The following is a 20,830-nucleotide window of genomic DNA, read 5'->3' as shown; positions in this document are numbered from 1 at the left end:
TGAACACCGCTCGGCGGGGGTCAAAAGTTACGGGTTCAAGCGTTCAGAAAGGCCGAGATCCGCTCGCGCAGCTCCTTGCGGCTGGTCCAGAGCACCGACGGCCGGTCGTAGACGTGCAGGGTGGCGTCGGGCAGCGCATCGGCCAGCCGCTCGGCCACGCTCACCGGATGCATCTCGTCGCCGAGGCAGCCGATCACCAGCACCGACGCGGTGACCGCGGCCAGCGGGGTGAGATCGGCGACGGCCGGCTCCCGCCACAGCGTGTCGAGCTCGGCCGCCAGGCCGTCGGTCTGCAGTTGCTCGACCCGCTGGCGCAGGTAACCCCAGCCGGCCGGGGTGTTGCGCACCGCCGGCGGCAACTCCGGCTCGACCGCCTCGGCCACCGCGGCCGCCTGGCCGGACTCGATCGCCGCGAAGAGCCGGGACAGCCGCTGCACCGCGGCCGCGGGCCGGACGCCGTCCAGCGGCGCCGGCAGATAGAGCACCGCACGCTCGAAGCGGTCGGGAGTGTCGGCGAGCAGGCGGCAGAGCGCGCCGGCGCCCATGCTGACCCCGACCGCCCGGGTGGCACCCGCGAGATCGGCGACGCCGCGCAGATCGGTGGCCAGGTTGCCGAAGGTCCACGGCCCGGGTGGCGCCTCCGAGCGGCCGTGCCCGCGGAAGTGGAAGAAGACGCGCCGGCCGGTCACCGCGCTGCCCAGCGGCCGGGTGCCGGCGATGTCGGCGGCCAGCCCGTGCGCGAAGACCGTGGCCGGGGTGCCGACGCCGGTGACCAGCTGCTCCAGGAGCACGCCGGAGGGGGTACGGATGATCTCGGTCGGCGGAGCCGGCAGCGTCGGACGGCCGGTGCGTGGCCCGGTCGGGCCCGGCCCCCAGGTCCGCGGCCCGCCGTCCGGAGGAGGCGGCCAGCGGAAACTCCTCACCAGAAGCCTTTGCCATCCGTCAGGTCGCGCAGCCCGGGCCGGACATCGAGCAGATAGATCAACGCGGCGGCCACACCGATCAGGCCGAAGATGCCGGTCGCGCCGCCGCCGACGCCCACGAAGGTGAGCACGAAACACACCGCGAGGATGGCCAGCCACGCGCCTTTCGGCAGCGTGCCGATGGCCTGGAAGCCGTCGCCGCGCTGGGTCACGCAGTGGATGAGCGCGATCGCCTGCACGATCAACGACACGATGAGTACGACGAACGAGATCAGTCTCGTGACGTCGTCATAGAAGAGCGGCGCGCTGAAGGCCATGATGTGAAGTCTATGCCGGAGGCCCCAGCGGTTGCCGGGGCCTCACGACGCAGTGGATCAGTTACCTACTTGCTGCCGTTGGCGCGCTTCGCAACCGGCGTGGTCTTCGCCGGGGCGGTCGTCGCCGGAGTGGCCTTGGTGGCGGTGCGCTTGCGCGGCTTGGCGGTCTCGGCCTGGGCCTGAGCGATCGCCTTGGGCTCGGCGGTGGTCTCGATGTCGGCGTTGACGAGCTCGGCCGACTCCACGACGCCCGAGCCGACGACGCGCTCGCCCCGGGCGACCAGGGCGGTGTACGCCGCGATGGCCCGCTCCGACGCGACCTGCGCGAAGGCGACGGCGCTGCTGGCCGCGTTGTCCCGCAGCTTCTCGAACTCGGTGGTGGTGGCCTTGTCACGCAGCTGGGCGGCGGTGTTGCCGGCCTGCTCGTTGGCGGTCTTCAGTGACGCGGCGGCGCGCTCGCTGAACTCGTTCACCCGGCCGCTCAGCTCGTCGACCAGGGCCGGGAGCTTGCGCAGCTGCTGGTAGGCCAGGTCGCCGGCGCCGGCCGCGGCGTAGAGCGGGGCGGGGATGCGGGTCTTGGTCTGCTCGGTCATCGTTTCTCCTCCGTCAAGGTGGTGGTCTCGTCCGCGATCCGGGCGCGCAGCGCCGCCTCTTCGTCGAGGTCGGGCGCCACCTCGCCGTCGAAATCGGCGGTGGGTGCGGTGTCGGCGGCGGGATGCTGCCGCGCGTTCTCGTTCCGGAAGGTCTCGTAGATCTGCGAGAGCGACTGCTTCTGCGCGATCGTGAGATCCGGGTCGACCGCGATGGCGGCCAGCACGCCCTGCTGACCCTCGCTGTCCAGCAGACCCGCCCGCAGATACATCGCCGGTGTGGACACCCGCAATGCGCTGGCGATCTGCTGCAGCACTTCGGCGCTGGGCTTGCGAAGGCCACGCTCGATCTGACTCAGGTAGGGGTTGCTCACCCCGGCCTTGTCGGCAAGCTGCCGGAGTGAGATCTTCGCGGTCTGCCGCAGGTCTCGGATGAAACCTCCGATGTCCTGGGGCAGGTCCTTCGAATCGGCCATGGGTACGACCGTAGCGCCGAGTGCTAGCTCCTGCAAGCAAAACGCTAGCTACAGCTAGCGTGACTCCAGTCACCAGGTCGCGCGGACCTCGCCGACCGGCTCCCCGCCGCCCAGCACCAGCTCGGTCATCCGGGGCGTCTCGACGCCCAGCCGCCGCAGCGCGCTCAGCAGCACCGGCGTGCGCGCCCGCATGCCGCCGTCGGCGACCTTCAGCGCCACCGCACCCACCCCGGGCACGGCGACCGCAACCACGCCCTCGGCGCCACCCTTGGCCACCAGCCCGGGCACCTCGCGCATCAGCACGGTGTCGTCCGCGCCGGTGCCGGCCACCAGCTCGGGATGCGCTCGCATCTCGTCGGCCACCCGCCGCTCGAAGCTGTCCGGCGCACTGTCCGCCAGCCGCTGGAACGACCGCGCCAGCCCGGTCAGCGAGAAGCCGAACACCGGCGCGCCGCAGCCGTCCACCCCGGTCATCGCGATCGGCTCACCGGCCAGCTCGGCCACCGCGCCGGCGATCGCCACCTGCAGCGGGTGCTTCTGATCCAGATATGTCTCCAGCGGCCAGTCGTTGGCGACGCAGGTGGCGAGCATGCCGGCGTGCTTGCCGGAGCAGTTCATCAGCACCGGCTCGGGCCCGCCGCCGGCCCTCAGCCAGGCGTCGCGGGCCGGCTCGGCCAGCGGCAACGAGGCCGGGCACCGCAGGTCGCCGACGGTCAGTCCGGCGCCGGCCAGGATCTCTCGGACCATCCGCACGTGGAACGGCTCGCCGTAGTGGCTGCCACTGATCAGGGCGAGTGCGGCGCCGTCGGCCACGGTGAGCCCGGCGCGCAGCATGCCGACGGTCTGCAGCGGCTTGTTGGACGACCGCGGGAACATCGGGCCGGTCACGTCGCCGACGCTCTGGTCCAGCGGCAGGACCACCACCGAGCCGTGGTGCACGCTCTCCACGAAGCCGTTGCGGACCACCTCGGCGATGATCACTTCTGCGGGATCCCCAGCAGCAGGCGGGCGTCGGCCGGGGTCGTCGGCGGGCGCTGGGCCAGCTGGGCGAAGCCGACCGCGCGGGCCACCAGCTGCATGTTCGACTCCACCGGGCGACCCTTCGCATAGGTCACCGTGTCCTCCATCCCGACCCGCAGATGGCCGCCGGTGGACAGCGACGCGAGCATCACCGGGATGGTGCTGCGGCCGATGCCGGTGGCGCTGAACGTGGTGCCCTCGGGCAGGTCGCGGATCGCCTCGGTGCAGGCGACCAGGGCCGCCGCCGTGCCCGGCATGCCGCCCGGCACGCCCATCACCAGGTCGACGTGCACGTGCCCGCCGGCCGGCAGCCCGTGCTTGCCGAGCAGCCGTTGCAGCGTGCTGAGCTGGCCCAGGTCGAAGATCTCGTACTCCGGCACGATGCCGCGGTCCTGCATGCGGGTGTGCAGGTCGACGATGAACTCCCAGCGGTTCAGGAAGACGCCGTCGCCGAAGTTGACCGTGCCCATCGTGCAGGAGGCCATCTCGGGCTGTGCGTAGAGCACGGCCAGCCGGGACTCCTCGGGGTCTGTCACCGCGCCGCCCGAGGAGAGCTGCACGATCAGGTCGGTGGACTGCCGCAGCGCGGACACCGTGGCGCGCAGCCGGCCCGGGTCGAGCGTCGGCTCGGCGGCGTCGTCCCGGATGTGCACGTGGATGATCGCCGCGCCCAGCGCCTCGCACTCCTTGGCGGTCGCGACCAGCTCGTCCAGCGTCACCGGCAGCGCGGGCACGGCGGACTTGCTGCTTTCCGCGCCGGTCGGAGCGACCGTGATCAGCGTGCCGGTCATGCGGCCGAGTCGATTGCAGAGGGATCGATCGCCGCCGCGGACTCGCCGACGATCAGGCGGGCGTCGTCCGGCACGTTCCGCTTCACCACGGCCAGGGCGATCATGCCCAGCTCGTGGTGCCGCACCGCGGTGCCGACGAAGCCGACCTGGCGCCCGTCCAGCTCGACCGGCGTGCCCTGGGCCGGCGGGTTGTCGGTGGCGATGCCATCCAGGTGCAGCAGCACCAGGCGGCGCGGCGGCCGGCCCAGGTGATGCACCCGCGCGATGGTCTCCTGGCCGCGGTAACAACCCTTGTCCAGGTGCACGGCCGACGCCTGGAAGCCGGCCTCGGCCGGGATGGTCTTGTGATCGGTCTCCCAGCCCAGACGCGGGATCCGATGCGCCACCCGCACGGCCTCATAGGCCCACAGGCCGGCCCGCGGCACGTCCAGGTCGAGAGTCTGGCCGCGCGGCACCAGCAGGTCGATTCCCAGGGGGACGCGGCGGGCGAGCACGCCGTCGAGCGAGCGCACCTCATAGAGCGCGGTCGGCGCGGGAGGGACGGACCCGGCGGCGAACTTCGGGCCGGGCACGGAAGCAAGACGCGGCGACGACAAATCGAACAGATCAGCTGCGCCCGGCCCGACCAACGAATACACCGCCATCTCGGCGGTCGCCGAGCGCGGCGAGACCTTGGTGAAGAAGCGCATCATTTCGAGGTATTTGAGCAGCCCCGCACCCGCGCCCGGCTCGGTGTCCAGCCAAGCGGTCGTGCCGTCCTCGGTCACGAACGCGTGCTGCTCCACGTGCCCGTGCGGCGACAGCACCATCAGCTCGCTGCCCTGGCCCGCGCGCAGGTCGGACAGGTGCTGCGTGGTCAGCGTGTGCAGCCAGCTCGCGCGCTCCTCGCCCGGCACGGCGATGACGTCGCGGTTGGACCGGTCGACCAGGCCGACCGCCGTCTCCAGCAGGCGTTGCTCGCGCATCGGGTCGCCGTAGTGCGCCGCGACACCGGCGTCGGCCGAGTCCGGCGTCAGATCCTCGATGGTGACCGTGGTCATGCTTGCTCCTTGCATTCGCCGCACTCGCCGAACAGCGACACGTGGCCCACGTCGACCCGGAAGCCCTGCTCGGCCCGCAGTCGCTCGGTGACCGGCTGCATCACCGACGGATCGACCTCGCTGATCGAGCCGCAGCCGCGGCAGACCAGGTGGACGTGCTGATGCTCGCCCTTCGCGTGATAGGTCGGCGACCCGTGCGACAGGTGCGTGTGGTTGACCAGGCCCAGCTCCTCGAGCAGCTCGAGGGTGCGGTAGACCGTGGTGATGTTGACGCCCGCCACTCGCTCGCGCACGTGGTTGTGCACCTGCTCGGGAGTGGCGTGACCCAGCTCATGGACAGCCTCCAGGATCAGCTGGCGCTGCGGCGTGAGCCGCAGGCCGCGCTCCCGGAGCATTTCGGCTAGGGATGTGGCGGGCACGTTACGAGCATAGTTCGGCGACTCAGCCGCCGACCCGGATCAGCCGGGCGGAAAGGTGCGGGTGCGGGCCCTCGCCGCCGGCCGCCATCTCGTGCGCATAGAGCAGGGCGCCCTCGACGATGCCGAACAGCCGCTGACCTGCGGTCACCTCCGGGGCGGTGGGCGAGCGCACGATCGCGTCGGTGGTCATCTCGAGCCGCGTGGTGGCGACCACTTTGCCCAGGTAGAGCTCCATCACACCGTCGGGCGTCATCATCGTGGCCTCCATCTCGTCCCGCTCCAGGGGACGCCAGAAGCCGAACTCGCGCACCGACTCGCCCACCGGCTTGGAGTCCTCGTCGAGCAGCCAGGCCCGGGACTCGTACATCAGGAAGGGGCGGCCGTCGTGGCTGATGGTGATCTCCTGCGCGAAGTTGAAGTCCTCCGGCGCCGGGAAGCCACCCTGCCCGCGCCCACGCCACTGGCCGATGAACGGCAGCAGGCCCAGCAGCGAGTGGTGCAGATCGGGGCCTTTGCGCAGGTCGTACGTGTCTTCATAGGGGTACGGCTCGACCGGGGGCGCGTTCAGCCAGGGCGGCGGGCCCAACGGGTTCTCGTCACTCACCAGCGTCCCCTCGCTATCCGCATCGCCAGATAGCCCACGCCGCCGGCCAGGGCGCCCAGCCCGGCGACCAACAGGCTCACAAATCCGATCTCGGTAACCACGGGAAGCCATCCTATGCTCACCGGTATGGCTCGCATCCTCGTCGTCAAGGCCACCGCCGGAGCCGACGCCCCCGAGCGCTGCTCGCAAGCTTTCACCGTGGCGAGCACCGCGGCCGCGTCCGGGGTCGACGTGTCGTTCTGGATGACCGGAGAGTCCACCTGGTTCGCGTTGCCCGAGCGGGCGGCGGCCTTCGAGCTGCCGCACGCCGCACCGCTGCCTGACCTGCTGGACATCCTGCTGGAGACCGGCAAGGTGACGGCCTGCACGCAGTGCGCCGCCCGGCGCGGGATCACGCCGGACGACGTCCTGCCGGGCATCCGGATCGCCGGGGCCGCCGCCTTCGTGGAGGAGATCATGGCCCCGGAGACGCAGGCCCTCGTCTACTGACCTGGGACGATCTTCCAGCGCTGGTTGGCGAGATTCAGGTCACTCCATTGGGTGGCGATGGCGCCGTCAGCGGTGGACTGGCCGGAGATCTCCAGCAGCTTGCCGCTGTGCCGGGCGACGATCTCGAAGGTCGCCGGCCCGGTCCAGGTGAGCCGCCACTGCTGGTTCTGGCCGCCGGCCCAGTCATATTGGGTGACCCGGGCGCCGTCCGCGGTGGAGGCGGCGGTGACGTCGACCACCTTGCCGTTGAATTCGCTGACGATCCGGAAACAACCGCCGCCGGAGTCGACGAAGCGCCACACGTGGTCGGCGGTGCCGGTCGGCGGCCACTGGGTGAGCTGGGCGCCGTTCGCGGTCGACATGTTCTGGATGGCGAGCACCTTGCCGGAGTGCGTGGCCTGCAGCTTGACCTTGCCGTCCGGGATGAACCGCCAGTTGTGGTCGGCGGTGCCGTTGTCGCTGAACTGCACGACGTTGGCCGAGTCGGCGGTGGACATGCCGGCCACCGCGAGCACCTTGCCGGAGTGCTGGTTGCGGATCCGGGCATAGCCGGTGCCGTTGTCCAGCACCTGCCAGAGGTGGTCGGCGCTGCCGTTGTCGGTGAACTGGACGACCTGCGCGCTGTCCGCCGTGGACATGCCGTCGACGCCGAGGACCTTGCCGGAGTTGACGTTGCGGATGCGCACCCAGCCGCCGCCGTTGTCGACGATCTGCCACAGGTGGTCGGCCGTGCCGGTGTCGCCGAACTGCACCACCCGCGCACTGTCCGCGGTGGACATCACGTCCACCCCGAGCACCTTGCCCGAGTGTTGGTTCTGGATGCGGAACGCCGCGCCCGGCTCGATCCACGGGTTGCCGGCGCCGATCCGCGGGAACGACGTGATCCGCAGCCGGGCCGCGCCCATCGGGATCAGCGTCACGGTCTCCAGCGGTTCCTCGGACGGCGTCGGGCTGTCCTGCAGCGGCGTGACGATCTCGTCGGCGTCGGCCTTCCACGCCGGGATCCGGCGCGCGCCGGTGGTGATCCGCACCGGCGCGTTGGCCGGGGTGAAGGGGTCGGCCGCGTTGCCCAGACCGGTGGTCACCGCGAAACCGTTCAGCGCCAGGCCGTAGTTCCACGCCGAGCCGGGCCGCACCTCGCTGGTCGGCCAGGTGTCGGTGCCGCCGATCCGGGACCAGTTCTCGGTGATCGCCAGCGAGAAGGTCAGCGCCCCGAAATCGACCGAGACCGAGCCGTGGTTGCCGTTCCAGGTGCGCGTGCGGGCCTGCATCGGCAGGCGGAGCACCACCCGGTCACCGGTGGTCCAGGTCCGATCAATTCTCGCGTACGCCGGGCCGGCCGGGACAGAAGCAGCGGCCCCGTTGACAGTGACGGTGGCGGTCGCGCACCACCCCGGAATGCGCAGCAGCAACGGAAACGCGAGGCTCTTCGGCGTCGTCACCGTGTAGGTGATGGTGTCGCCGAACGGATAACCGGTCTCGGCAACGATCGTCACATTCGTACCGTCGGCCACCGCGGCCGTGACCCGCGACGGACCGTGCAGCGTCGCGGCCAGGCCTCCGTCGGGAGTCGCCGCCCACATCTCCTCGGCGTAGTACGGCCAGCCCATGCCGTAGTTGTGCGGGCAGCACCGGTAGTTGTCGATGCCGAGCATGTAGGCCTGCATCGGGAAGCCGTTCTGGAACTGGCCCTGGCTGCCCGGATGGTCCCGCAGCGCGATGCTGTTCGCGCTGGTGATGTAGTGGATGCCGCGCTGCCGCGGGTCGAGCGAGGCGGGCAACGAGTTGAACGCCAGGTCCTCGGTGCGGTCCGCCCAGATCGGGTCGCCGGTGATCCGGCCCAGCATCTCGTGGCTGGCCATGAACTCGACGATCCCGCAGGTCTCGAAGCCCTGCCGCGGGTCGCCGAAGCCGGGGCGGGCGTTCTCGTCACCGGCGAAGCCACCGCCGGGGAACTGCCCGTACGAGTTCATGATCGTGTTGTAGACGTTGTAGCTGGCCTGGCGGTGTGCGGCGTCCCCGGACAGGACGGAGTAGACGGCCGGCTCGCGGAAACCCTGCGCGAGGTTGACGTTGTGCAGCGAAGGCAGGTTGTTGATGTAGTTCGCCGAGTACTGGTGGATCTTGCGGGCCAGGTCGAGCAGGAACGCGTCGCCGGTGCGGTTGTAGGTCCAGAAGACGACCTCGAGCGTGTCGGCCCAGCGGAAGCTGCCCCAGCTCTGCGCGAACACGCTGGTCGGGCGCGAGTTGACGTACTGAAAGAAGCGGGTGAGGAACGGGACGATGCGGTTGTCCCCGGTGAATTCGGCGTGCGATCGGATCGCGTGCAGCATCGGCATGTGCGGCCAGAAGTCCGGGCCGTTGTTCAGGCTTGTGCGAAGTGAGTTCGGCCCGAAGAAGCCGTCCGCGGCCTGGGTGGCGAGCACGCCGTTGATCCAGCGATCGGTCTCGGTGAGCACCCGGCTGTTCCGCGTGGTGTAGCCCAGGCTGCCGAATCCCTTGAGCCAGTAGGGCAGTTCCTCCCACCCGCCGAGGCTCGGATCGGTCCAGCCGGTGTTGCCGTACTGCAGGAAGTGCGAGATCTCGGTCATCCGGCCGTTGATGCCGTCCAGCTGGTAATTGAGCTGGGTGGCGAGCCAGCCGGCCGGCGTGACGGCGCCCGGCTTGAGGCGAATGAGCGCGTCCGGTCGCAGCGGCGCGCGGTTGACGACATGTCCCGGCGCGGCAGTTGTCACCGGCGGCGCGGCGAGGGTGTTGGCGACGGGCAGAGCGGCCGATCCGGCCAGGAAGGTTCGACGATCCACAGCGGCCTCCGGGGGTGGCTCCCGAGCGTGCGCAAGTGATGGATAATGTTCGATTCCTTGCGTACGCCGGAGCGTAACCCACCCATTCACAGTTGTAAATAAACCGTGCTAAGCGCAGGCGCTGGTGAGGCTGACCCGCACGCTGTCGCCGTCCCGGGCCACCACCACGGAATCGGCGCCGCTGCGGAACGCCCAGCCACCCGGCTCGGCGCGCACCACCTTCGCCCCGCCGACCACACCCTGCAGGGCGGCGCCCAGATCCTTCGGCTTGGGCAGCCCGTCCACCGCATAGGTGCGCCCGAACCCGCCGTCCGGGCAGGCCACCGAGACCTCCGCGGCCTGCTCCCCGGTCTGCTGACCGAGCGCCGCCAGCACCCGCTGCAGCGCGGCCGGCGCCGCGAGCGAGCCCGCCGCCGCCGGGCGCTCCCCCGCGTCCGGCCGGCAGCCGGTGCTGGCCTCGATCCGCACCACCTGCGCGGAGGCGTCCGCCCGCGAGTCGATGGCGACGAACCCGCCGGCGTCGGCTTCCAGCCCGATCCGCTTCCCGCCGCTGCTGGCCGCCGCCCGGGCCGCATAGTCCTTCGGCAGCGCCGCGGCGATCTGCTCCAACGCCCGCAGAGCACCGTTCGCCCGCACGTGGACGACCACCTCGCGGACGCCCTCGACGCCGTCGCGCACCGGCGTCAGCCGGCAGCCCGGCCGCAGATCCAGACCGCCGAGCTCGACCACCCGGTCGTCACCGGCCGAGGCCGCCGCGAAGAGCGCCCCGGTGGCCTGCTCGAGCACCGGCAGCGCGTTGCCGATGTTGCGCTGCTCGGGCACGGTCGCCGGATCGCGCCGGACCGACCACAGCCCGAGCGCGCCGACCACGACGATCCAGACCGCGACCACCGCCACCAGCCACCGGCGTCGAGGCGTCTTCGGATCAGGCGGCGTCGTCACGGCAGCCATGGTGACACAAGGGCGGGACCCCGGGTTTCCGGAGTCCCGCCCATCGTCAACAGAGCGTGAGCTGGTTATGCGGCGACGCTGAGGCCGACCTCGTTGACGCCGCGGGTGGCGTCGAGCGTCAGGTCACCGTTGCCGTGGCGGGACAGCGCCCGCAACGTCCAGGAGCCCGGCGCCGCGAAGAAGCGGAACACCCCCTCCGGAGACGTCACCACCTCCGCGGTGAACTCGCCACTCGAGTCGAGCAGGCGGACATAGGCCCCGCCCACCGCGGAACCGTCGGCATTGTTCACGATGCCGGTGATGACGGTTTCCTTCTCCAGGTCGACGCTCGCGGGCAGCGGCGCCGACTGGTCGGGGGCCGCGCATCCGGAAAGATCAGGAGTGGTCATGCTCAGGCCTTCCCGGGCTCGTCGCCGAGCGCGATCGGCACGCCGATGAGCGAGCCGTACTCGGTCCACGAACCGTCGTAGTTCTTGACGTTCTCCTTGCCGAGCAGCTCCTTGAGCACGAACCAGGTGTGCGAGGAGCGCTCGCCGATGCGGCAGTAGGCGATGGTGTCCTTGCCGTTGTCCAGACCCGCCTCGCCATAGAGCTTGGCCAGCTCGTCGTCGGACTTGAAGGTGCCGTCCTCGTTGGCCGCCTTGCTCCACGGCACGTTGATCGCGGTCGGGATGTGCCCGCCGCGCTGCGACTGCTCCTGCGGCAGGTGCGCCGGGGCCAGCAGCCGGCCGGCGAACTCGTCGGGGCTGCGCACGTCGACCAGGTTCTTCGCCCCGATCGCGTCCACCACCTCGTCGCGGAAGGCGCGGATGGAGAGGTCCGGCGCGGCTGCGGAGTATTGCGTGGCGGGGCGCGACGGGATCTCCTTCGAGTACACCCGGGCGTCCAGCTCCCACTTCTTGCGGCCGCCGTCGAGCAGCTTCACGTCGCCGTGGCCGTAGAGCTTGAAGTACCAGAACGCGTACGCCGCGAACCAGTTGTTGTTGCCGCCGTAGAGGACGACGGTGTCGTCGTTAGAGATGCCCCGCTCGGACAGCAGCTGGCTGAACTGCTCCTGGTTGACGAAGTCCCGCCGGACCGGGTCCTGCAGGTCCTTCTTCCAGTCGAGCTTGATGGCGCCGGGGATGTGGCCGCCGTCGTAGGCGGTGGTGTCCTCGTCGACCTCGACGAAGACGATGCCCGGGGCGTCCAGGTTCTTCTCGGCCCAATCGGCAGATACGAGCGCAGACTCGCGGCTCATTCTTGTGCTCCCTTGCGGATGGAGAGGGAGGTCCACACACTCGCGCGGACCCCAAGGAAAAGGTGGATCAGCGATTTTCGGTGCGAACGGCGCCACTGCCGGGCGAAGAAGAGCAGACCGGTGGCCCCGTCAGATGACAGGGCGACACAGGCAGGCGGCCACGCGGCACAGGTCGACCGCGCGCCTTTTGGTGAGCAGAGGGCTCATGCGCTCGACCCTAGCAGCGGTTCCAACCCCCGGAACACCGCCGACCAGCATCCGGGATGGCGACGGCCGTCACACCTCGTGGCCGGTCAGATGCCCCCGGCGTTCAGCGAGACCTCTCGCGCGCCGGCCGTGACGACCAGCCCCGCGGCCGTGGGCTGCACCTTCTCCACCTGCAGATTCAGCGGCAGGGCGGGCACCTCGAGATCCAGCGAGAGCTGCTTGGCGTAGTTGTTCAGCGCGGTCTGCACCAGCGGGATGTCCGGCAGACCCTCGGCCGTGACCTCCTCGAAACGCACCCGCACGACGTTGCCCTCGGCCACCTCGACCTTCGCCGTGCCGTTGATCGTCACGGTCTGGTCCAGCAGGTTCAGCGGCGCGGTCACCGCCAGCTTGCCGTCCTTCTCGGCGAGCTTGACGCCCTCCCGGCCGGTGAGATCGGCCAGCGTCGCGTAGTCGACGGTGCCGGCGCCGGTGACCGTGGTGGCGATGATGTCGCCCTGCCGGGTGCGCAGCGTGTCCAGCGGCGCCCGCACGTCCTTGGCCCGCACGTCGAGCAGCGGCATCTTGATGGTGCGGCCGTTGCCGGCCGGACCCGAGAAGTCCTTCAGCTCGATCTTGATCTCCTGATAGTTCCCGGCCAGCACCTGGGTCAGGAACGGCACGCCCTCGATGCTGACCTCGGGCTTGGCGGAGGTGGCGTCCTGGTCGGCCACCTGCTCGGCGACCCGGTCGCTGATCATCCGCTCGGCATAGGAGGCGCCGAACCGGTCCACCACCGCGAAGATGATCGCCAGCAGGAGCAGCAGCACGATGAGGGTGATCAGCAGGCGCCGACCCCAGCGCTTGCGGGGACGACGCGCTGTCCCATACACCTCGGCCACTGGACCTCCCATATCGACGAGCCGGACGAAGAAGACCGTATATGCCCGCATCCAGCGAGCCGCAAAACCAAGTGGTAGCCCACTTGCGCTTGACGACCGGCTAGGTCAGGACGAAGGCGGTGAGGGCATAGGCCACCGGGGCCGCGCCGGCCACCGCGGCCAGCGGTCCCTGCATGTGCCGGGCCAGCCAGAACGTCGGCGCCTCACCCGGCCAGGCCCGGCCCGCCTCGGTGAAGTTGACGGCCAGGTCGACCAGCACCGCGACACCGGCCGCCACCAGCCCGAGGATCGCGCCCTTGGCCGGCGTGAACGGCAGCACCAGCACGCTGCCCAGCCCGGCCGCGCCCAGCGTGCCGAGCATCGCGCCGAGGATGATGCCGGTCGCGCCGCGCGGCACCTGCGGCGCGATCCGCGGCTTGGGGAAGATCGCGTCCACCAGCCGGGCCACCACCAGCGCGAAGCCGGCCGCGGCCAGACAGACCGTGGCGCCCTGGGTGCCGACCGGGCGGCGGGTGAGCACGACCAGCACGGCCAGCGCGGACACGCCGCCGACGATCAGCACGGTGGAGCCGACCGCGTCACGCACCCGCAGCCGGTCGACCCGGAAGGCGAACTGGCCGCCGGTGACCACCGCGACGCCGATCAGCGCGGTCCAGAACAGCGGCAGCACCCGGGCCGTGTCGGTGCTGACCGCCGAGTAGTCGGCCACCGCGGCGGCGACCACGCCGGCCCCGGCGACCAGCCACGGCTTCGGTGGGCGCATCGCCATGGTCCAGGCCAGGACATAGAGCATCTGCACGCCGAACAGGACGATCGCGTACGGCGTACGGGAATCCGGACCGGACGTCTGTGCACCCAGGATGAGCGCCGTGGCCAGCAGCGCGGCGAAGCCCGCGATGGCCACCGAGAGCGAGCGCCGGACCGGGGCCTGGGGAATCTCGGCGTCCTCGAGGTCCTCCTCCTCGTCGTCCTCCGCAGGAGGTGGCGGGTCGTCCGGCGTCGCGCCATAGACACCGGTGGACGCACGCGGCGTCGAACGCGCGATCTCCCGGGACTTGTCGTCGTCCCAGGATTCACGGTCGCCGTCCTGCGGCAGGGAGGGGAACACGCCTGCGATGGTGCCAGACGACACGCCCGAGACCTACCGCGCACACGGCGCGGAATCGGACGCCCAGCTCGGGTAAAAGGCTGGTTACGAATCCACCGTTCGGTCACCTTGGAGGCGTTCGCCACATCACACGATGATCCGACCTGGGTGAACAATGCGATGCATCGGCTAAGGTGAGCCCAGCCCACCCGTCGGTGACGCCGGGACAGTTCCTCCGGTGGCAGAGCCATGAGCTCTGCATGACCGGGTCACCTGCGCGGTCGACCATGACCGCAAGGATCGAGGTGAGTGTGGAAATCCTCCTGTTGGTGACGGCACGTGCCGGCGAACCATCCGCCGTGCTGCCCGCGTTGGACCTGCTGCCCCACTCCGTGCGCACGGCGCCCCGCGACGTCCGCACCCTGGTGTCCGGGCCCAGCCCGGACGCCGTCATGGTGGACGCTCGCTCCGAGCTCTCCGAGGCTCGGGCCACCTGCCGCATGCTGCACGCCACCGGCCTGGGGGTCCCGCTCGTCGCGGTGGTCACCGAGGCCGGTCTGATCGCGTTGAACGCGGACTGGGGTGTCGACGACGTCATCCTGGCCAGCGCCGGTCCCGCCGAGGTCGAGGCGCGGCTGCGCCTGGGCGTCGGCCGGCTCTCCAACGCGACCGCCGGCGCCGGCGGATCGGTGCGAGCCGGTGAGCTCAACATCGACCCGGACACCTATGCGGCAAAGCTCAAGGGCCGTCCGCTCGACCTGACCTACAAGGAGTTCGAACTCCTCAAGTTCCTCGCCCAGCACCCCGGCCGGGTCTTCACCCGCGACCAGCTGCTGCGCGAGGTCTGGGGTTACGACTACTTCGGCGGCACCCGCACGGTGGACGTGCACGTGCGGCGGCTGCGGGCCAAGCTCGGTTCGGAATACGAGTCGATGATCGGCACCGTCCGCCAGGTGGGCTACAAGTTCGTGGTCCCGCCGAACGGCCGCCAGCTGCCGGACAACGAGCCCGTCGCGCTGCCGGTCTGACCGCACATGCCGGTTTCGCGCAGGGTGGACCGGCTCGCCGACGCCGAGTTGAAGGCCGTCCTCGACCTCGCCGCCGAGGCCGAGGCGGCCGACGGCGTCTTCCCGCTGTCCGAGGACACGGTGTTGCGCGTCCGCAACGGCGGCGGCGTGACGCTGCTCGCTGAAGACGACGGTGTGCTGACCGGCGTCGCCCAGATCGAGGACGACGCCGGTGAGCTCGTCGTGCACCCGGCGTTCCGGCGCCGCGGCATCGGCACCGAGCTGCTCCGCGCGGCCGGACCCGGCCCGCTGAGTTTCTGGGCGCACGGCGACGACCCCGGTGCGCGCGCCTTCGCCGAGGCGAACGGCTTCGAGCGGGTCCGGGTGCTGTTCCAGATGCGCCGCGAGCTGAGCGGCGAGCTGCCACCGAGCCGGCTGCCGGACGGCGTCACCGTGCGCGAGTTCCGCCCCGGCCACGACGAGCAGGCCTGGCTGGGGGTCAACTCCCGGGCCTTCGCCCATCATCCCGAGCAGGGCCGCTGGACCTTGCGCGACCTGGAGTTGCGCGAGGCCGAGCCGTGGTTCGACCCGGCCGGCTTCCTGCTCGCAGTGGACATCGAGGACACGCTGCTCGGCTTCCACTGGACCAAGGTGCATGCAGCCACCGAGATCGAGCCGGCGCTGGGCGAGATCTATGTGCTCGGGGTCGACCCGGGCGGTCACCGCCGCGGGCTCGGCTCGGCGCTCAGCGTGGCCGGGCTGCGGCATCTCCAGGCGCAGGGCCTGACCCACGCGATGCTCTATGTCGACGAGTCGAACGAGGCCGCGGTGGCTCTGTACCAGCGACTGGGGTTCACCGTTCACGCCGCCGACGTGTCCTACCAGCGGACCGCCTGACCACCAGGCAACCCGTCCGCCGGTTCACGTAACGGACAACACATCCTCAGTCGGTGGCCATCACAACGGGGGCACGTGTTCACCCCCAGTTCATTTGCGGCCCCAGGGCCAGTCACTTCGCGCTTTTAGCTTTCGGGTGAGCCGGTTGAAGACCGGCGTGTAAGCCGGTGAAAGACCGGCGTGCAATCCATTCGAAGGGAAAACCGTGAAGCTCCAGCGGGTCGGCTACGTGGCCGGCATTGCTTTGACTGCGACGCTCGCGCTTGCCGCGTGCGGGTCTGACAACGAGGCCGCCCCGACCGCCGGCGGCGCCTCCGCGGCCAACGCGAACTGCGTGGCCGGCGACATCACGGCGCAGGGTTCCACCGCCCAGAAGAACGCGATGGACGAGTGGATCAAGGCCTACCAGGGTCAGTGCGCCGGCGCGAAGATCAGCTACGAGGGCACCGGCTCCGGCGCCGGCATCCAGGCGTTCATCTCGGGCACCGCCGACTTCGCCGGTTCCGACTCCGCGCTCAAGGAGGAGGAGCAGCCGCAGGCCGACGCCAAGTGCGCCGGTGGCCAGGCGCTCAACCTGCCGATGGTGATCGGCCCGATCGCGGTCGTCTACAACCTGGACGGCGTCGAAGGCCTGCAGGTGTCGCCGGAGGTCCTGGCCGGCATCTTCGCCGGCACGATCACCAAGTGGGACGACCCGAAGCTCGTCGCCGACAACCCGTCGGCCAAGCTGCCGTCCACCGCGATCCAGTCGGTGCACCGCTCGGACGAGTCGGGCACCACCGACAACTTCACCAAGTACCTGAGCAAGACCGCCGAGTCGGTCTGGACCTTCGGCAACGCCAAGGCGTGGAAGGCTCCGGGCGGCACCGGCGCGGCGAAGTCGGACGGCGTCGCCACCCAGGTCAAGAGCACGGCCGGCACGATCTCCTACGTCGAACTCTCCTTCGCGGAGAACAGCGATCTGAAGATGGCCAAGGTCAAGAACGGCGCCGGGGAGTACGCGGAACTGACCGGTGAGAGCGCCGGCAAGACCATCGCGGGCGCCAAGGTCGAGGGCACCGGCAACGACCTGAAGATGAGCATCGACTACGCGACCACCGAGCCGGGCGCCTACCCGATCGTGCTGATCACGTACGAGATCGCCTGCAGCAAGGGCAGCGCCAAGGCCGCCGCCATCAAGGGGTTCCTGAACTACACCGCCAGCACCGGCGGACAGCAGGCTCTCGCCGAGCTCGGCTACGCGCCGCTGCCGGACTCCGTGCGCTCCAAGGTCGAGGCGTCGGTCGCCTCCATCTCCTGACCCACCTCGATCAACCCCTTCTAGTTGACAGCGAGCGAGCGAATGGGTGACTACCCCTCCCGCTCGGCGACCGACGGAGCCGGCGGCACGGGAGTGACAGGACGTCATTCCCGGGCCGCCGGCACCGGCGTATCGCCGAACGATCCGATCGGACCGCCCCTGGGTGGCGGCGGCGCACTGCCCAGGAAGAAGCGTTTCGGCATGGAGGCCGGCTTCCGAGGGTTGAGCACCGCGGCCGGCGCGATGGTGCTGGTCATCATCGTCGCCATCGCCGTCTTCCTGGTCTCCAAGGCGGTGCCGGCCCTGCAGGCCAACACCGAGAACTTCCTGACCTACAAGGCGTGGTTCCCGAACGACCAGAACCCCAACTTCGGCATCGCCGCGCTGGCGTTCGGCACCGTTCTGACCTCGATCATCGCCCTGCTGGTGGCGGTGCCGATCGCGCTGGGCATCGCGCTGTTCCTGTCGCACTACGCGCCGAAGCGGCTGGCCACGCCCCTCGGCTTCACCATCGACCTGCTGGCCGCCGTACCCTCCGTGGTCTTCGGCCTTTGGGGTCGCGATGTCTTCCTCAACCCGGTGCGGGACTTCTCACTCTGGCTGAACGAGTACTTCGGCTGGCTGCCGATCTTCGGTGGGGACGGGCCGTTCGGCCGCTCGATCCTGCTGGGCAGCCTGGTCCTGTCGATCATGGTGCTGCCGATCGTCACGTCGCTGTCGCGTGAGGTCTTCATGCAGACGCCGACCGCGAACGAGGAGGCCGCCCTGGCCCTGGGCGCCACCAAGTGGGAGATGATCCGCACCGCGGTGATTCCCTATGGCAAGCCGGGCATCATCGCCGCGGTCATGCTCGGTCTGGGCCGGGCGCTGGGCGAGACGATCGCGCTGGCACTGACGCTGGGCATCGTCTTCAACATCTCGTTCAACGTCGTCGAGAACGGCGGCAACTCGATCGCCGCCAACATCGCCAACACCTTCGGTGAGGCGAACGCCACCGGTCGCGGCGCATTGATCGCCTCGGGTCTGGTGCTCTTCGCGATCACGCTGGTGGTCAACATGGCTGCGCGGGCGATCATCTACCGCCGCCGCGAATTCCGGGACGCTGCCGCATGAGTCTGATGGAAGACGAACTCTCCGAAGTCGTGATGACGCCGTCCGGGTTGCGCAGCAAGAAGCTGCCGATCGCGGTGAACTTCATCGTGCTGGGCGCGGCGATCATCGTCGCCTCGGCGCTGGTGCTAGGCCTGGGCATCGGCAACTGGGTGCTGGTGGTCGTGGTGACCGGCATCCTCTATCTGGTCGGGCTGTTCGTGGCCGCGACCCGGGTCGAGGGCCGTCGCTCGGCGCGCAACAAGATCTGGAAGGCGCTGATCTACTCCGCCTGCGTGCTGGCGATCCTGCCGCTCGCCTCGGTGGTGTGGACGCTGGCCTCCAAGGGCATCTCCCGGCTGGACGGCGCCTTCTTCGGGTCGTCGATGAACAACATCGGCGCGCGTGACCCCGACGGTGGCGCCTATCACGCGATCATCGGCACGCTGGAGCAGGTCGGCATCGCCACGCTGATGGCCGTGCCGCTCGGCGTGCTCGGCGCGATCTATCTGGTGGAGTACGGCCGCGGCAAGTTCGCCACCACGGTCCGCTTCTTCGTCGACGTGATGACCGGCATCCCGTCCATCGTGGCCGGTCTGTTCGTGCTGGCGTTCTGGGTGCTCATCGTGAGCCCGTGGTTCAACAACGGCACCCCGCGGTTCTCCGGGTTCGCGGCGTCGCTGGCGCTGACGGTGCTGATGTTGCCCACCATCGTCCGGTCCACCGAGGAGATGCTGCGCCTGGTGCCCGGACCGCTGCGCGAGGGCGCCTATGCGCTGGGCGTGCCGCAATGGAAGACGATCATGAAGATCGTCCTCCCGACCGCGCTGCCGGGCATCGTGACCGGTGTCATGCTCGCCGTCGCCCGCGCGGCCGGCGAGACGGCGCCGGTGCTGCTCGTCGCCGGTGGCGCCGCCGCCATCAACTTCGACCCGTTCGCGGGCAACCAGTCGTCGCTGGCGCTGTTCGTCTATCAGCAGGCCGGTGACGCCTCGCGCTTCGCCCCGGCACGCGCCTGGACGGCCGCACTGACGCTGGTCGCCATCGTGCTGGTCCTGACGATCGCCGCCAAGCTCCTCGCCCGCCGCAACCGACTGTCCTGACAAGAGGTGTCACCCATGGCCAAGCGCATCGAGGCGTCCAACGTCTCCTCGTACTACGGCTCGTTCAAGGCTATCGACAGCATCTCGATGACGGTCGAGCCCAAGACGATCACCGCACTCATCGGCCCGTCGGGCTGCGGCAAGTCCACGTTCCTGCGGTCCATCAACCGCATGCACGAGGTGTTGCCGAACGCCCGCATCGAGGGCCGGCTCACCATCGACGACCAGAACATCTATGACGAGGACGTCGACGTCACCGCGGTCCGCCGGATGATCGGCATGGTCTTCCAGCGGCCCAACCCGTTCCCGACCATGTCGATCTACGAGAACGTGGTGGCCGGCCTCAAGCTCAACGGCGTCAAGAAGAAGTCGCTGCTGGACGACTCGGCGGAGGCCTCGCTGCGATCGGCGAACCTCTGGGAGGAGGTCAAGGACCGCCTGAGCAAGCCCGGCGCCGGCCTCTCCGGCGGCCAGCAGCAGCGTCTCTGCATCGCCCGCACCATCGCGGTCGAGCCGCAGGTGGTGCTGATGGACGAGCCCTGCTCGGCGCTCGACCCGATCTCGACGCTGGCGATCGAGGACCTGATGTTCAAGCTGAAGGACCGCTTCACGATCATCATCGTCACGCACAACATGCAGCAGGCCGCGCGGGTCAGCGACAAGACCGGCTTCTTCTCGATCGACAAGACCGGCGACCCGGGCCGCCTGATCGAGTACGACGACACCCAGCGCATCTTCAGCAACCCGTCCGAGAAGAAGACCGAGGACTACATCACGGGTCGCTTCGGCTGATCCTCGACTCGTAGCACCGCGCCGCCGTCGTCGGTCAGCTCCACCCGGGGCTGCACCGGCACGGCGGCGTTCTGCTGCGCGCTCGCTTCAAAAACCTCGAGACCATTGGGATACGCGCACAGCTGGTTCAGTGTCACACGCGTAGGTGGCAGCATGACCAGGCCGTTGGCGGCCGCCGGGCCGATCCATTCGGTGGCGTCGGCTTCGCCGGAAACATCGCGGGCGGTCTGCCCTTCGGGCAGCAGCGCCACGAAGAACCAGGTGTCGTAACGCCGCGGCTCGAACTCCGGCGTGATCCACCGGGACCAGGGCGCGAGCAGGTCGTCCCGGAGCCGCAGCCCGTGCTTGTCGAGCAGGCCGGTCATGCTCAGCTCGCGACGCTGCACGGCGGCCCGGTCCGCTTCCCATTCGTCCCCGCCGACATCCGCGATGACATGGTCAGCGCTGCCGGCCAGCAGGACGCCCGCCTCCTCGAACAGCTCGCGCACAGCGGCCCCGACCACTGCCCGTGCCTTCTCGTCCGCCAGCCCGAGCCTGGGCCCCCAGTCGTCGCGGACGGTCGCCGGCCGATCTCCGGGGTCGACTCCGCCCCCGGGAAACGCATAGACCCCACCGAACGCCATCGTGGTCGCCCGCCGCAGCACGTAGACCTCGAACGCCGGGTTGCCGGTCACCGGGCGCAGCAGCGCGACCGTGGCGGCCTGCCGCACCGGGGCGGGCTCGCCGCTGAATTCACGGGCGCGCTTGATCATGGCGGGCGGCAGCGGGAAGCCTTCGGTCACCCGATGATCCTCCCACCGGAC

General features: G+C 70.0%; 24 protein-coding genes and 1 pseudogene. 7 read left to right on the top strand and 18 right to left on the bottom strand.

What is annotated here, in order from left to right; translation table 11 throughout:
• Positions 1-35: 35 nt before the first annotated feature.
• The 10 genes and pseudogenes from ACZ6TI_RS07790 to mtfM all read right to left on the bottom strand — a co-directional run bounded on the left by ACZ6TI_RS07790 (position 36) and on the right by mtfM (position 6,281).
• On the bottom strand, positions 36-923 hold the full coding sequence (locus ACZ6TI_RS07790) for an alpha/beta fold hydrolase (RefSeq protein ID WP_465344183.1): 888 nt from the start codon (positions 921-923) through the stop codon (positions 36-38).
• Entirely contained in the window at positions 920-1,240 is a 321-nt protein-coding gene (locus ACZ6TI_RS07785; RefSeq protein ID WP_465344182.1) for a DUF2516 family protein, read from the bottom strand. The genes ACZ6TI_RS07790 and ACZ6TI_RS07785 overlap by 4 nt, the downstream gene beginning before the upstream one ends.
• 65 nt (positions 1,241-1,305) lie before the next feature.
• Positions 1,306-1,833 (bottom strand): hypothetical protein, encoded by a 528-nt coding sequence (locus ACZ6TI_RS07780; protein WP_465344181.1) that lies wholly within the window; start codon positions 1,831-1,833, stop codon positions 1,306-1,308.
• A 121-nt stretch (positions 1,834-1,954) separates the two neighbouring features.
• Positions 1,955-2,306: pseudogene (locus tag ACZ6TI_RS07775) on the bottom strand (helix-turn-helix domain-containing protein); the annotation flags it as partial.
• 69 nt (positions 2,307-2,375) lie between these two features.
• Complete coding sequence (locus tag ACZ6TI_RS07770) at positions 2,376-3,287, bottom strand: asparaginase (RefSeq protein WP_465344180.1); 912 nt, start codon at positions 3,285-3,287, stop codon at positions 2,376-2,378.
• Positions 3,284-4,117, bottom strand: coding sequence for a beta-keto acid cleavage family enzyme (locus tag ACZ6TI_RS07765; protein ID WP_465344179.1), 834 nt, complete (start codon positions 4,115-4,117; stop codon positions 3,284-3,286). The genes ACZ6TI_RS07770 and ACZ6TI_RS07765 overlap by 4 nt, the downstream gene beginning before the upstream one ends.
• Positions 4,114-5,157 (bottom strand): CAF17-like 4Fe-4S cluster assembly/insertion protein YgfZ, encoded by a 1,044-nt coding sequence (gene ygfZ / locus ACZ6TI_RS07760; protein ID WP_465344178.1) that lies wholly within the window; start codon positions 5,155-5,157, stop codon positions 4,114-4,116. Before ygfZ ends, ACZ6TI_RS07765 begins: the two co-directional genes overlap by 4 nt.
• Positions 5,154-5,552, bottom strand: a complete 399-nt coding sequence (locus tag ACZ6TI_RS07755) for a Fur family transcriptional regulator (RefSeq protein WP_465344314.1) — start codon at positions 5,550-5,552, stop codon at positions 5,154-5,156. The genes ygfZ and ACZ6TI_RS07755 overlap by 4 nt, the downstream gene beginning before the upstream one ends.
• 46 nt (positions 5,553-5,598) lie before the next feature.
• Entirely contained in the window at positions 5,599-6,180 is a 582-nt protein-coding gene (locus tag ACZ6TI_RS07750; protein ID WP_465344177.1) for a heme-binding beta-barrel domain-containing protein, read from the bottom strand.
• On the bottom strand, positions 6,177-6,281 hold the full coding sequence (mtfM, locus tag ACZ6TI_RS07745; protein ID WP_364291526.1) for a small membrane protein MtfM: 105 nt from the start codon (positions 6,279-6,281) through the stop codon (positions 6,177-6,179). Before mtfM ends, ACZ6TI_RS07750 begins: the two co-directional genes overlap by 4 nt.
• A gap of 13 nt (positions 6,282-6,294) precedes the next feature.
• Between mtfM and ACZ6TI_RS07740 the strand changes: the two genes are divergently transcribed.
• On the top strand, positions 6,295-6,669 hold the full coding sequence (locus ACZ6TI_RS07740; RefSeq protein WP_465344176.1) for a DsrE family protein: 375 nt from the start codon (positions 6,295-6,297) through the stop codon (positions 6,667-6,669).
• On the opposite strand, the gene ACZ6TI_RS07735 is transcribed toward ACZ6TI_RS07740, so the two are convergent.
• The 7 genes from ACZ6TI_RS07735 to ACZ6TI_RS07705 all read right to left on the bottom strand — a co-directional run bounded on the left by ACZ6TI_RS07735 (position 6,663) and on the right by ACZ6TI_RS07705 (position 13,860).
• Positions 6,663-9,473, bottom strand: coding sequence for an RICIN domain-containing protein (locus ACZ6TI_RS07735; protein WP_465344175.1), 2,811 nt, complete (start codon positions 9,471-9,473; stop codon positions 6,663-6,665). The two genes, ACZ6TI_RS07740 and ACZ6TI_RS07735, sit on opposite strands and share 7 nt — an antisense overlap.
• A gap of 108 nt (positions 9,474-9,581) precedes the next feature.
• A complete protein-coding gene (locus tag ACZ6TI_RS07730) occupies positions 9,582-10,415 on the bottom strand; it encodes a hypothetical protein (protein WP_465344174.1) in 834 nt (277 codons plus the stop codon).
• Positions 10,416-10,489: 74 nt separating this feature from the next.
• Positions 10,490-10,813, bottom strand: coding sequence for a DUF1416 domain-containing protein (locus ACZ6TI_RS07725; protein ID WP_465344173.1), 324 nt, complete (start codon positions 10,811-10,813; stop codon positions 10,490-10,492).
• Between the two features lie 2 nt (positions 10,814-10,815).
• Complete coding sequence (locus tag ACZ6TI_RS07720) at positions 10,816-11,664, bottom strand: sulfurtransferase (protein ID WP_465344172.1); 849 nt, start codon at positions 11,662-11,664, stop codon at positions 10,816-10,818.
• Positions 11,665-11,793: 129 nt separating this feature from the next.
• Positions 11,794-11,871: an Ms5788A family Cys-rich leader peptide gene (locus ACZ6TI_RS07715; RefSeq protein WP_322790998.1), complete on the bottom strand. Its 78-nt coding sequence runs from the start codon at positions 11,869-11,871 to the stop codon at positions 11,794-11,796.
• 86 nt (positions 11,872-11,957) lie between these two features.
• Positions 11,958-12,752: an LmeA family phospholipid-binding protein gene (locus ACZ6TI_RS07710; protein ID WP_465344171.1), complete on the bottom strand. Its 795-nt coding sequence runs from the start codon at positions 12,750-12,752 to the stop codon at positions 11,958-11,960.
• Between the two features lie 100 nt (positions 12,753-12,852).
• Complete coding sequence (locus ACZ6TI_RS07705) at positions 12,853-13,860, bottom strand: hypothetical protein (protein WP_465344170.1); 1,008 nt, start codon at positions 13,858-13,860, stop codon at positions 12,853-12,855.
• Positions 13,861-14,144: 284 nt separating this feature from the next.
• Here ACZ6TI_RS07705 and ACZ6TI_RS07700 point away from each other — a divergent pair, with 284 nt between their 5' ends.
• The 6 genes from ACZ6TI_RS07700 (at position 14,145) to pstB (ending at position 20,027) form a co-directional block, all read left to right on the top strand.
• Entirely contained in the window at positions 14,145-14,867 is a 723-nt protein-coding gene (locus ACZ6TI_RS07700; protein WP_465344169.1) for a winged helix-turn-helix transcriptional regulator, read from the top strand.
• Between the two features lie 6 nt (positions 14,868-14,873).
• On the top strand, positions 14,874-15,743 hold the full coding sequence (gene mshD / locus ACZ6TI_RS07695) for a mycothiol synthase (protein ID WP_465344168.1): 870 nt from the start codon (positions 14,874-14,876) through the stop codon (positions 15,741-15,743).
• A gap of 205 nt (positions 15,744-15,948) precedes the next feature.
• Positions 15,949-17,043 (top strand): phosphate ABC transporter substrate-binding protein PstS, encoded by a 1,095-nt coding sequence (gene pstS / locus ACZ6TI_RS07690; protein WP_465344167.1) that lies wholly within the window; start codon positions 15,949-15,951, stop codon positions 17,041-17,043.
• Positions 17,044-17,085: 42 nt separating this feature from the next.
• Complete coding sequence (pstC, locus tag ACZ6TI_RS07685) at positions 17,086-18,156, top strand: phosphate ABC transporter permease subunit PstC (RefSeq protein ID WP_465344166.1); 1,071 nt, start codon at positions 17,086-17,088, stop codon at positions 18,154-18,156.
• Positions 18,153-19,235, top strand: a complete 1,083-nt coding sequence (gene pstA, locus ACZ6TI_RS07680; RefSeq protein ID WP_465344165.1) for a phosphate ABC transporter permease PstA — start codon at positions 18,153-18,155, stop codon at positions 19,233-19,235. The genes pstC and pstA overlap by 4 nt, the downstream gene beginning before the upstream one ends.
• Before the next feature lie 15 nt (positions 19,236-19,250).
• A complete protein-coding gene (gene pstB / locus ACZ6TI_RS07675; RefSeq protein WP_465344164.1) occupies positions 19,251-20,027 on the top strand; it encodes a phosphate ABC transporter ATP-binding protein PstB in 777 nt (258 codons plus the stop codon).
• On the opposite strand, the gene ACZ6TI_RS07670 is transcribed toward pstB, so the two are convergent.
• Complete coding sequence (locus tag ACZ6TI_RS07670) at positions 20,003-20,779, bottom strand: NUDIX hydrolase (RefSeq protein ID WP_465344313.1); 777 nt, start codon at positions 20,777-20,779, stop codon at positions 20,003-20,005. The two genes, pstB and ACZ6TI_RS07670, sit on opposite strands and share 25 nt — an antisense overlap.
• Positions 20,780-20,830: the final 51 nt, after the last annotated feature.

This window comes from Actinoplanes sp. NPDC051388, from assembly GCF_055586225.1.
The sequence above is the reverse complement of the archived record's forward strand: the minus strand, read 5'-3'. Positions and strand labels throughout refer to the sequence as shown.

What these genes read in the sequence shown, in the direction of transcription:
- pstA (WP_465344165.1), top strand. Translation starts at nt 18,153, where the DNA reads ATGAGTCTGATGGAAGACGAACTCTCCGAAGTCGTGATGACGCCGTCC.
- pstB (WP_465344164.1), top strand. Translation starts at nt 19,251, where the DNA reads ATGGCCAAGCGCATCGAGGCGTCCAACGTCTCCTCGTACTACGGCTCG.
- ACZ6TI_RS07715 (WP_322790998.1), bottom strand. Translation starts at nt 11,871, where the DNA reads ATGAGCCCTCTGCTCACCAAAAGGCGCGCGGTCGACCTGTGCCGCGTG.
- pstC (WP_465344166.1), top strand. Translation starts at nt 17,086, where the DNA reads ATGGGTGACTACCCCTCCCGCTCGGCGACCGACGGAGCCGGCGGCACG.
- ACZ6TI_RS07755 (WP_465344314.1), bottom strand. Translation starts at nt 5,552, where the DNA reads ATGCTCCGGGAGCGCGGCCTGCGGCTCACGCCGCAGCGCCAGCTGATC.
- ACZ6TI_RS07670 (WP_465344313.1), bottom strand. Translation starts at nt 20,779, where the DNA reads ATGATCAAGCGCGCCCGTGAATTCAGCGGCGAGCCCGCCCCGGTGCGG.
- ACZ6TI_RS07780 (WP_465344181.1), bottom strand. Translation starts at nt 1,833, where the DNA reads ATGACCGAGCAGACCAAGACCCGCATCCCCGCCCCGCTCTACGCCGCG.
- ACZ6TI_RS07765 (WP_465344179.1), bottom strand. Translation starts at nt 4,117, where the DNA reads ATGACCGGCACGCTGATCACGGTCGCTCCGACCGGCGCGGAAAGCAGC.
- ACZ6TI_RS07725 (WP_465344173.1), bottom strand. Translation starts at nt 10,813, where the DNA reads ATGACCACTCCTGATCTTTCCGGATGCGCGGCCCCCGACCAGTCGGCG.
- ACZ6TI_RS07785 (WP_465344182.1), bottom strand. Translation starts at nt 1,240, where the DNA reads ATGGCCTTCAGCGCGCCGCTCTTCTATGACGACGTCACGAGACTGATC.
- mshD (WP_465344168.1), top strand. Translation starts at nt 14,874, where the DNA reads ATGCCGGTTTCGCGCAGGGTGGACCGGCTCGCCGACGCCGAGTTGAAG.
- ygfZ (WP_465344178.1), bottom strand. Translation starts at nt 5,157, where the DNA reads ATGACCACGGTCACCATCGAGGATCTGACGCCGGACTCGGCCGACGCC.
- ACZ6TI_RS07720 (WP_465344172.1), bottom strand. Translation starts at nt 11,664, where the DNA reads ATGAGCCGCGAGTCTGCGCTCGTATCTGCCGATTGGGCCGAGAAGAAC.
- ACZ6TI_RS07740 (WP_465344176.1), top strand. Translation starts at nt 6,295, where the DNA reads ATGCTCACCGGTATGGCTCGCATCCTCGTCGTCAAGGCCACCGCCGGA.